10 protein-coding genes are annotated in these 11,071 nt (G+C 33.1%); all 10 read right to left on the reverse strand.

All coding sequences use genetic code 11. The features are described from left to right. Positions 1–538 precede the first annotated feature (538 nt). Positions 539–1,546 carry a CdaR family transcriptional regulator gene (locus tag KUA55_RS17840; RefSeq protein ID WP_218327728.1) on the reverse strand — a complete coding sequence of 336 codons (1,008 nt, stop codon included), beginning with the start codon at positions 1,544–1,546 and terminating at the stop codon, positions 539–541. 117 nt (positions 1,547–1,663) lie between these two features. Next, positions 1,664–2,056 carry a pyruvate kinase gene (locus KUA55_RS17845; RefSeq protein WP_218327737.1) on the reverse strand — a complete coding sequence of 131 codons (393 nt, stop codon included), beginning with the start codon at positions 2,054–2,056 and terminating at the stop codon, positions 1,664–1,666. Positions 2,057–2,295: 239 nt separating this feature from the next. Next, on the reverse strand, positions 2,296–2,433 hold the full coding sequence (locus tag KUA55_RS17850) for a hypothetical protein (protein WP_218327729.1): 138 nt from the start codon (positions 2,431–2,433) through the stop codon (positions 2,296–2,298). A gap of 72 nt (positions 2,434–2,505) precedes the next feature. Next, the gene (locus KUA55_RS17855; RefSeq protein ID WP_218327730.1) at positions 2,506–3,648 is read right to left on the reverse strand and encodes a glycerate kinase family protein; all 1,143 of its coding nucleotides are present in this window, start codon (positions 3,646–3,648) and stop codon (positions 2,506–2,508) included. A gap of 22 nt (positions 3,649–3,670) precedes the next feature. After that, positions 3,671–4,966, reverse strand: coding sequence for a GntP family permease (locus tag KUA55_RS17860; protein ID WP_218327731.1), 1,296 nt, complete (start codon positions 4,964–4,966; stop codon positions 3,671–3,673). Positions 4,967–5,647: 681 nt separating this feature from the next. Further along, a complete protein-coding gene (locus KUA55_RS17865; RefSeq protein WP_218327732.1) occupies positions 5,648–5,962 on the reverse strand; it encodes a DUF3969 family protein in 315 nt (104 codons plus the stop codon). A gap of 1,583 nt (positions 5,963–7,545) precedes the next feature. Next, entirely contained in the window at positions 7,546–9,735 is a 2,190-nt protein-coding gene (locus tag KUA55_RS17870) for a hypothetical protein (protein ID WP_218327733.1), read from the reverse strand. An 86-nt stretch (positions 9,736–9,821) separates the two neighbouring features. Further along, a complete protein-coding gene (locus tag KUA55_RS18840; protein ID WP_218327734.1) occupies positions 9,822–10,073 on the reverse strand; it encodes a helix-turn-helix domain-containing protein in 252 nt (83 codons plus the stop codon). A gap of 50 nt (positions 10,074–10,123) precedes the next feature. Continuing rightward, the gene (locus tag KUA55_RS17880; protein WP_218327735.1) at positions 10,124–10,351 is read right to left on the reverse strand and encodes a hypothetical protein; all 228 of its coding nucleotides are present in this window, start codon (positions 10,349–10,351) and stop codon (positions 10,124–10,126) included. A 468-nt stretch (positions 10,352–10,819) separates the two neighbouring features. Continuing rightward, positions 10,820–11,071: tyrosine-type recombinase/integrase (locus tag KUA55_RS17885; protein ID WP_218327736.1), on the reverse strand; the 252-nt coding region annotated here is incomplete at its 5' end.

The following is an 11,071-nucleotide window of genomic DNA, read 5'->3' on the forward strand; positions in this document are numbered from 1 at the left end:
CAGTTTATCGAAATATTGTAGACGAATTAGAAAAAGGGACGGCAATCTCGAAATTGCTAAAGATTATGGTGATACACGTCAAACAGTTTATCGAATCCAAAAAGACTACGCAGCCATGAATTAGGTACGTAGTTTTTTTAATTATTTCTGTCTGCAACTCATCTGCAAAAATGACAAGTAAACAGAGTTTATTCATTTATTAATTTTAAAGAAAAGCTCTTTTAATAGATTATATTAAATATCTTATTCTTAGTCATATTATAGGAGCCTTTAAAAGAATAGTGGAGGGTCTGTAAAAGAGAACAATCACCTTTTTCAATTTATAGTATAGAAATCGTTCTAGTTTACGCTCGTTGCTAGTTCTTTTGTCATATTTGCGCCAACTTTATGCGCAATAACCCTTCGGGTTTCTGGATGGTACCGACTGTCTAAATATACCCACTAATATTATTTCTGTATCCTTATTACCAACAGAACAGTGATTTATTAATATTTATTCTGGTAAATCCCTCGATTGCGGTTTTTTTTTTTTGAGGTATTAATTTTCTAAATCATTGGCATACAAATAGGCAAAATAATAAACTAGCGTCGCCAATTGATACCAGACATTAGGATTTAAATCTGTTGCCTCTTTTATTCTATTTAAGCGATAAGTTAAAGTATTGCGGTGAATGTGCAAAGCCTGCGCTGTTCGTCCATAATTACATTCTTCCCGAGCAAAAACAACCAAGGTGTCTAAGTAATCTGTATAAACTGAAATAACCTTCTTTAATAATTCTGGTTGTGGCTCTATAGGGAATGAGAACAGCGCACTATAATGAAATTCACTTGTGTTAATCAAGCCGTGTTCTAGCTTAAAAAAATTAATAAAATACCAGCAGTCGATGTTTTTTTGGACAATCTTCTTTAAGTTACACCGGGAGCTACTATAAGTAATTAGACTTACAGAATCAAAATTCCCAACTAATTCTTCGGTGAAAAATAAATAAAAACCTTCATAAGCAAAGATTTCATTTCCATGATTAATTTTTTTTAAAGGGTCCTTCTTTTTACTTAGCACACAAATTTTTTCTTCTAAAAGATTTAAGTTGTAGTATTTGATTCCTTCAGTAATAGTTTTTTCTGAATAAGAACCCCCACTAGCAAGAATTTTTTTGAGAAACTCATTTTTTTGATTTTTCTTCATTTCCAATCGCTGATAATTAGTATGTTCTTCTAAAATTAGTCGAACGATAGTGCTAACTAATTTAGTAAAAGGCAACACTTCTTTTGGTTCGCCAGTAATTCCCACCACCCCAATGACTTGATCATTGTAGATAATTGGTTCGTTAGTTCCTTGTTTTTCTGAATTGGTATTTTCAAAGACATCAATTCGCTTTTTTTCCTGGATGGCTTGTTTAGCTAATTTATGAATCTTACCAATCCGCGTCTTATCTCCACTGGCAATAATTTCTCCCTGTTGATTCATAATGTTAATATTGTAAGGAATATCTTCCATTAATCTTGCCACGATCAATTGTGCTTGAAATTCGTTTAACACTTCCATGATCTAACCTCCGTAAATAGTTTCTAGTACAATCATTAACTATGTAGGAAACTGATTTTTTTTTAAAAATGACTCCTTAACTAAAAATTGTTTAAGGAGTCATTTATTTACAACTAATTATATTTCAAAAGCACTATTGTAGTGAATAATATCACTTAACATTTGAATTGTTTCCACCAAATATTGACCAATTGCGGTTTCTCCTGACAACATAGGGGCCTTTGCTCCATCTATTAAAGCATTGGTGGCATCACTGACTTCAGCTCGTGTTGGCGTTGGATTATGCTCCATTGAATCCATGATTTGAGTCGCCACAATTGAATATTTATTATTTAACCGGGCTCTTTCTAGCAAAATCTTTTGAATGTAAGGCACTTTTAAAACCCCAACCTCAACTGAAAAGTCCCCTCTAGCTACCATAATCCCGTCAACGAGCAACAAGATTTCATCAAAATGCTGGACGGCTTGCTTACTTTCGATTTTGGCTATTACCTGGCATTCAAGATTTATTTTTTAAATAATCCTTGATAAATAAAATATCTTGCGGATTACGCACAAAGCTAGCAGCTAATTTGTCGATTTTAAATTCACGATCCGCCAGTAGTTTTAAGTTGGTTTTGTCCGGCTCAGATAAAATAGCCTTGGGCAAAAACCGGGTGGGAATATTTAATTCTTTTTATTGAGCAGTAGACCGCCTTTAATAACTTTGACTACCAGTTCATCTTCCTTTTTATCACAAACCACAAATTTTAACTTGCCATCATCAATAAAAAAGAATCGCCAATTTCGATATATTCCAAGATATTTTGATAATCAATCGGAATTTTATTATCTATAATTTGTTGTTGGCCTGAGAAAAATACTACTTTTTGATTGTTTTTCAACATCATCGGCTCTATTAATTGTCCAATCCTAATTTCTGGTCCTTGTGATCAAATAAAATTTTAAAAGTATAACCTTTAGTTATACAAAGCTAAAACTCTGGCAATATTTTCTGTCGTTCGTGCTAAATTTTCCTTCCCAGTTGAAAGTGCCTCACTTAAGGTTGTTGCCTTGGGCAAAATGCTAAAGATGGCAGTCATGCCTTCATCATATAAGACCTCCACATTTTCACCGATATAACCGGCGCAAGCAAAAACAGGTTTGTGATATTTTTTCCCGACTTTAGCTACCCCATAAGGTGCCTTTCCAAATTTCGTTTGATAATCCATCCCACCTTCACCGGTAAAAACAAAGTTAGCAGTTTTGATATATTCTTCTAATCCGGTAACTTCCGTCACAACATCAATTCCTGCTCGTAATTTAGAATTGGTAAAGGCTAATAATCCAGCACCTAAACCACCTGCAGCACCAGCGCCAGGAACATGTTCAATCTCAATTCCTAAATCTTGACGAATCACTTGGGCATAATGGGCCAAGTTTTGATCTAATTGCTGCACCATTTCTTCAGTAGCACCTTTTTGTGGACCGAAAACCGCTGAAGCACCTGATTCTCCTGTTAACGGATTGGTGACATCAGAAGCAATTAGAATTTTAACTTTTTTCAAACGAGGGTCAACTTGAGAAATATCTAAATGAGCTAGCTTATCTAATGAACCACCGCCTAAAGGAATTTCTTCTTTTTCCTGGTTTAAAAATTTTATCCCTAGCGCGGCTGCCATGCCTGCACCGCCATCATTTGTGACACTGCCACCGATACCAATAATAATTTTTTCTACGCCTTGTTCAATCGCTGCTAGAATTAATTCGCCGGTTCCATAAGTTGAAGTTTTCAACGGGTTGCGGTCCTCTGTGGCAATTAATTCAATCCCGTTAGCCTTGGCCATTTCAATCACGGCAGTTTTTTTGTCTCCTAGAATGCCAAAATAAGTCGTGACTTTTTTTTCAGGAAAGGGGCCTGAAACTGTCTCTTCAATTTTTTCTCCAGCAGTTGCATCAACTAAAGCATCCACCGTTCCTTCGCCACCGTCAGCCATCGGCACGTGAATAATTTCCACATCGGTTAAGGCTTTTTTGATACCTACTTCCATCGCCATACAAACTTCTTTCGCTGACATGCTCTCTTTAAATGAATCCGGGGCCAATACAATTTTTAAGGTCATAACTAAATCTCCTCGATTATTTTTATTTTAAAATGAATCCGTACAAAATAGTCGCAACAATTGTCATCACACCACCGACACAAAATTCATAAGGAATAACTGAAATTCTTTCTTTAATTGTCATATGAACGCTGTCGGCGGTTATGTGGAAATAGTTTCCTTGCGGCACACTATCAATCACCGTTGCACCGGTGTGAACCATCACAGCAGCTGCCAAAGGACTGGTTCCGGTTTGTAAAATTGCATTCCCAAATGAACCGGTGGCTAAAATTACCGCGGTAGAAGTCGAACCCACAGCTAAGCCCATCAAAATCCCAGAAATCGGTGCTAAAAATGTACCAGAAATTCCAGCAACTGAAATTAAATGCACCACTTGCTCCGACAAATCAGATGAAGAAATTAAGCCAGCGATTGCGCCAGCACCCATCAGGATTAAAACAGTATCGGTAATTTTCTTCAATCCGGCCGTAGTATAAAATTTAATTTTACTAGCATGTCCCATCGCAATTGTGCCGACGATTGAAGCAAAAGGTAAAATATATAAGGCATCAATTTTTAAATTGGCAATTGCTTCAATATTTAACAAACTACCAATCGGATTAATTAATAATAGAACAATCGACAACACTGGAGCAATCAATGCTTTATTTAACGGCATTAAAATTTTTTGATCATTGTCTTGTTTAATATCCAACTCACTGATTTTCCCACCCTTGTGGCGAATCAAGTTGGCAATAATAACCGTCGCTATTAAGCCACAAATTGCTGGAACAAAGCCGGCGATCATCACGTCACTCAAACTTAAATTAAAACCATTCGCCGCCGCAATCGTATTAGGATTTGGCGAAATAATATTGCCGGCCTTCCCGCCACCAGACATCGCGGTTAATAATGCAATTTTCCCAATACCAGTTTGTTTCCCAACCGATAGAGCAATTGGTGCCACAATCAAAACCGCAACCGGAATAAAAACTCCCACTGCGGTAATGATCATCGTGGATAAAGCCAAAGATAAAATAGCTTTCTTCTCACCTAATTTATTAACAATCGCATTGGCAATTGATTCCGCTGCCCCAGATTCCATCATGACGCCGGCCAGAACACCGGCGGCCATCACTCGTATAGCCGTGCCCATAATACTTTGTGTGCCTTTAACTAGGACATCGACAGTTCCAGACAGCGATGCCCCACCTATCAAGCAGCCGACAATTGCCCCTAAAAACAATGAATAAACTGGATTAAATTTTTTTAAAATTAAAATGATAGCTAATAGTAAACCAATAATTGCCGCGTACCAGGGTATCGTTAATGTGTCCATTTCTAATTCCTCTTTTCTTTTTTGTTTACGTTTTCATTATAGATTTAGAAAAATAATTTGTTAATTGGGGAAACAACGATTTCTTTTGTAACTATTCACAAAATATTTTTTTCTTTAATTTTCTATTTTATGAATAAAAAAACCTTGCAACACCCCCAAAAATTTTTATAGCGTAAAATATTTTGTGTGATACAACATTAAAAGTGATAACAAACAAATATGGTGTACATAAAAAGATCATTTTCTGTACACTTAGTTATAGTTTCTTCAAATTAAAAAATATTTTAGATTAAAATTTAGAGAGAATCGTTTAGGAAACTTAAGAAGAACCCTTTACTCAAACTAATTAAATTGAAGTACTTAACAAATAATTAAAAAAATAACCATTTTCTAATGATGAATATCTTGAAAGAATGCTAGTTTCTCAATTCAATCCCTATAATCAGAATTTTTTTAGTTGGGTTCACAAAAGGTTTAAGGAATTTCAAGATACATTAGAATCAATATTTTAACTCTTAGGGAATGGTATCGATTTTCCATTTAAACATAAATCTTGACACAACATTACAAAAAACTTAATCGTAAAGTTTGTTTACTTTTAATGACATACAAACTTTTCGCCGTAGTCTTTGATACGATGTTGTTCATTTTCTATCTAACCATTTTTTCATCATAATAAATTCAGCTAGGTTTAATTTCCTTCAATAGTTCTGTTGCCGACTCATATAATTCATTTATATTATCATCAAGCTTATCGGGTAACAAAGATTCTATATCTTCTAGTTCGGTACCCAAATGTACAATATCAATAATTCTTTGATCTACGTTCTCTTGTTGTAAAATATCTAAAGTGTAGGGACTAAATAGGTACAGTTCACACTCATCTATTGCTAGTATTCCATTTTTTAAAGAATCTAGTAATCCAATAATGCATACCAGAAATAATATGTTAGCGTCCTCTTTTTTATTAACAGATAATTTTAGTACTTTCCGCATCATTCGGCTCCTTATTTGTTACTCCAATTATTTTTAACTTTCACATTGAAAACTCTACCTGATTTACTTTGAAAATAATGGATAGAAATCCTATTCCCATCATTGTCATAACCATCTTTATACGTTTTTGTCCATTAACCAGTCTCAATTTTTCTCAGTTCTTCCAATAATTCCTTATTTGTCAGCATTTAAATCTTTTAGGATATTGACTCAAATCCTCGTTTTATTCGTTTTGATTATAGAACCGATTAAATGTAGTTTCTAAAAAAAAATCAAGCATATTGTCTGTAATCTTACTATAGGAGCTTGTTCTGGCTATTCATATTTTATGACCAGCGCTAACTATCGGTAGCATAAAATATTGACTATGATTGTTTATGTATTAAAATGTAAAAATAGTTTGTTCTATCTATTACTATTATGATACTGAACCGAATCCGATAAAATCCAGCATTTCTGTAGTAGAAAAGTACAATGTACATAATAAATTTTTTAAGGCCATATTAAGAATGATAGAGTACTCATAACTAGTTACTCAGATTTTGTTGAAACAAATAAAGTGCTATTTATCTAGATTGAAAAATTTTATTACTGAGATTGAATTCGTAGTTTGGTAGACTATCTAACATAGAGAAATTTGAATATTGGTTAAATGAAACACTTGTGTCATTCACTTACTAAAATGGTTCCAAAATGTTTACTCAAATCTAATCTTGTGAAACACTATAAAATAATTAGTAAAGTTACTTAAAAGATATTTTCCAATGAAAAATAAGAGAGAAAGGTGTCAGGAAAGATGGTAAATCCGCGTTTTTATTTAATTATTTTACTTTTATTTCTTATGGTATTGTTATTTTTTCAACTATGTATCTTACAAGTGTATTTTTAAGAAATACAAAAAATTTAGTTTGATTGTACAAATCTATTTATCTGATATTTTAACTACACTATTTGGTTTTTTATCATTGTTTTGTTTACCATATTTTTCGGGTTATTTAATCGAATACGATTATAGTATAAGGTTTTATGATAGGGATGTTTTCGTTATCATTTGGTACAGTAACTCCTTTACTGTATTTAATTATTTTACATATCTTTTGTTTTTTTTCATTATCTTTCAATAAGAAAATAAATGTATGCTTCTACTCATTGTGAAGAATGGATCCTATAAAATAGAAGGTAAATAATCTTGTTTCTTTTTTAGGCACGCTAACATAACAATACTTCATAGTAAAATCACTTTATGCATATAAACTCTCTATTTGATGAACATAAATTTTAGACACTGCTTAAAACTAATAAATTTAGCGTAAATTAAAAGCGTCAAAAACTTTTAAGTTTCTGACGCTTCACTACATATTTTTATTAGTATAGCTTTTTTCACAGCAATAATTTGTTGATCTTGACAATAAGACTTACTTGCAAAATTTTCATTTCACAAAATATAGCTATTTACAATTCCTTAGAATTCAAGATTTATGGATTCAGTATCTGTTAGACTAATTGGCACTTACAAGAAAAGTCCTGGTAGCAAACGCATCCAGGGCTTTTAGTATTAATCGAGATCACATCACTTATAGAGGTTATTTAGGACTATAAAAAGCAATTTTTTCATCTTTCCAACCAAGTCCAACTAACCAAGCAGCTTCTTCTTTACTACTAGTAAAGAGGTGAGAGCCCGGACCCGTTGCATTTGGATTGAAGACTCGATAGACAGCTTCTCCTTTTTCTTTAGGAACCATATAGAATCCAATACCTTCTTTTGTCCATCCTTTAGAAGCAACATTGTTATATTCTTTTTCGCTTAAAGTGTAAAAATGTTCGCCACTATTTGAATTATATAAGCGATATATTGTAACAGCATCTTTATAGTCAGAAAGGACACTCTTAAAGGCAATACCTTCTGCAGACCATTTTAGCCCTGTAATCCAGTCATATTCCTTTTCACTAATAGTATATAAGTGATCACCGTCGTTTGGATTGTATGCCCTATAAATTGGGACTAATTGATTCTCCTTTTCTTCAATAATCAATTTAACAGTCTTTGTCTGTCCATCTGAAGCTGTAAGAATGATATCATATGAACCTGTTTTAGAAAAATCAATTGAAGAAAGATCCGCAGTAACATCAATAGCATTACCGTCTTTATCAGTAGCTGAAGCCTTAAAATCATATACAGTGGCATCTTTATCTCCAATAAACATTGTATAATTTTCTCCCGAAATAGACGATTTATCTTCTATAACTGTTATCTTTCGTGAAAAAGTAGTGTCGAATTCTTTTCCAGAAGTATCCTTATTAGTTGATTTATATTCAATCGTATATACTCCGGGATCAGGGTTTACTCCATCAATGGGATATCCGTTTAAATTTGTGATTGTCATGTTATCATTGTTATTTGTATATCCAACGTAAGAATTAACATCAGTCAATGGATTATAAGGATTATCTGTAGTATAGACGGTAGCATCATTTCCTCTAAAGTAAGGATAACTAGAGTCATTACTATCTGGATTAGTAAAAGCACCTTTAAAGTTGGAATTCCAATTAATATTTGGATATTGTAAATTAAAAGTTCCATTTACTATAGTATTAATATCATCGACTGGTACAGCAACCATTAAATTCACTGTTCTCCATTGATTAATTAAAAATGATGCACTATTTTGCATATATTGACTGAACTCTGCAGTCACAGTTTTTTTATCCTTACTAATTGATAAATTTACACCAGGTTTATCAGTTATATCGGTAGCACGTTCTGCCGAACTAGATGTGCCTCCTAGAGTGACCCTGATACTATTTTCATCTACAGGTTTGTCAAAGGTAAAACTTATTTGTCCTTGACTCAATCCGATTGGATTACCTACTCCTAATTGAGCAGGTAAATACGCTCCAACAAAAGTTTGATAATATTTACCATTGACCTTATCGACAGATGGATTAAACCACTCTACACCATTATTATAAGTTATGAAATTTGTTGGGTAACCATTCTCAACACCTATAGTTCCATCACTGTTTACATTGGTATTATTATATCCACCATTCATAAAACCTGCTAGACCACCCACAGGAGAATTTGGTACAGGCTTTATATATATTGTGGCTGGGGTGATAGGAACGTTAGCAACAATAGAGTTTTGCGAGTCGATTAAATTGGAGGTAACATCTGATGTAAAAATTGCGGGATCGGAAGAATTATTCAGACCATCCCAATTCCATCCTGGATTATTTATTGCGAAATAACTAAAAATATTATACTCACCAGGCAACAAGTCTTGATTAATAGTTAATTCATAGGAATTTCCGCTGCCTGACATAGAGAAATAGCCCTTCAGAGACTCACTAGATTGAATACCTCTAAACGATACAGGGGCTATACTGTCAGATGGAGAAGAAAAATTTATAGATACTTTAGTTCCTGCAGGAATCACTTCTCCAGAATTACTCGAATTAATCAATACTGTTTTGTAAGTTAACATGTTATTATTAGAATCATTAGGCCTAAAAGGACTATCCAAAGTACTGATATTTTCTGAAAACATATTAACAGATGTGTAATCTTTTATAGAATTTGATTCTGTTTCTTCCATAGGTTGAATAGATGAGTCGTCAGAACTTTCTAAATTTGTTGATACCCGATTGCTGGATGAAGATACTGTTTCAGTATTTGTTTGTTCATTGGGATTTGTTTCTAAGGCTGTTGCAGGAAGCGAACCAGCGATTCCTAAGAATGCTAATGTAGAAAATAAAAATATTTGTTTCTTCATTTTAAAATCTCCTTTTTTATATTCTTGACGAGTAATATAACTGTCAATATAAAATCTATCAAATACAAGTATGTCTACTATAAGTATCAATTTTTAACTATAGTGTTGTAGAATAAATCGTTAAAGTAATAACCTTTACCCCATAATGTTTGGATAGCAATTTCAATACCGTATTCGTTAGAAATCTTTTGATTGATTTTACCTATTCGTAATGAAAGTTGACTTAAAGCAGCATTTGTACATTTATGCCACAATACATTCGACAACTTTTTTTTACTAATAGGTCTACCGCTAGCTTTTAATAATACAGAAATAATTTGTTGATATTTGGGAGCCAATTGCTCTTGGAAATTTTTAAAAGGTAATATTAACTGCTTTTTTTGAATATTTATCTCTTTTTTTCTTTTGTCGAATAATTAAATATTGTTTCTCTAAGTTCTGAAAAAGATCCTTGAGTTGAAATACAAGCATCAAAGCCGCCATCACATAGAATTCCTTCTTCCTCAATAGTTAATACTTCATCTGTTTTTAATAAACAGATAGTTTCCCAACTAATAATGTACTCAAGAATTTCCAGAGCTTCCTTTTTTGAAGTTGTTTCACTAATAACAATCATTGGAAAATTACTGTTCCAATGTGGAAATCTTCCACTCTGCAACAAATTTACATACAAATCACGAGTTATATATATCTCATGATTCAATCAATTTAATTGCTCATGAAGAGTCATCTCATTTTCTATATTATTTGTTATAATAAGGACTCTCACCTTTGCACCCCCCTTTCCAATTTTTTTCATTCTTAAAAAAGATAATCAACATATTCGTTTATAGTCTTGTGCTTGGTATAGTGAATACCAAGCACAAGACTATAAACCTTGATATCAATAGTTTTTGAATAAGCTCATTGACGACCATTGACGGCTATTACGGAATAATGAGGTACTTTTTATCTTGAAAGCTAGCGATAATATAAACGGAAAATGTCACAGTCTTAAAAGAGGAAAAATCTGAAAAAAGCAAAAAAAGCCCCTCCCTCAGTTTTCTAATTTCATTTTTTAAATGAATATTGAAGAAAAATGACGTTAAGCGATTTGTTCTCTTTTTAAGATTGCTTGTTGGCGACTTTTTAAATTTGCATCAGTATAGACATCCAGGGTCATTTGAGTAGATGCATGACCAAGAATTGCACTTACTGCTGTGATACTAGCATTAGCCTCAATACACCTCGTGGCAAAAGTATGACGCAATTGGTGAAAATGAATATTTTTCAAGTCACATTTCGTTAAAATTTGGTGGAAATAGTAAGTAATTTGCCTAGGCTCTTGAGGTAGTTC

Origin of the sequence: Enterococcus alishanensis, assembly GCF_019218635.1 — a bacterium.
In the GTDB taxonomy this organism is placed as follows: Bacteria; Bacillota; Bacilli; order Lactobacillales; family Enterococcaceae; genus Enterococcus_A; species Enterococcus_A alishanensis.

What these genes read in the sequence shown, in the direction of transcription:
- KUA55_RS17840 (WP_218327728.1), bottom strand. Translation starts at nt 1,546, where the DNA reads ATGGAAGTGTTAAACGAATTTCAAGCACAATTGATCGTGGCAAGATTA.
- KUA55_RS17850 (WP_218327729.1), bottom strand. Translation starts at nt 2,433, where the DNA reads ATGTTGAAAAACAATCAAAAAGTAGTATTTTTCTCAGGCCAACAACAA.
- KUA55_RS17855 (WP_218327730.1), bottom strand. Translation starts at nt 3,648, where the DNA reads ATGACCTTAAAAATTGTATTGGCCCCGGATTCATTTAAAGAGAGCATG.
- KUA55_RS17860 (WP_218327731.1), bottom strand. Translation starts at nt 4,966, where the DNA reads ATGGACACATTAACGATACCCTGGTACGCGGCAATTATTGGTTTACTA.
- KUA55_RS17865 (WP_218327732.1), bottom strand. Translation starts at nt 5,962, where the DNA reads ATGCGGAAAGTACTAAAATTATCTGTTAATAAAAAAGAGGACGCTAAC.
- KUA55_RS17870 (WP_218327733.1), bottom strand. Translation starts at nt 9,735, where the DNA reads ATGAAGAAACAAATATTTTTATTTTCTACATTAGCATTCTTAGGAATC.
- KUA55_RS17880 (WP_218327735.1), bottom strand. Translation starts at nt 10,351, where the DNA reads ATGATTGTTATTAGTGAAACAACTTCAAAAAAGGAAGCTCTGGAAATT.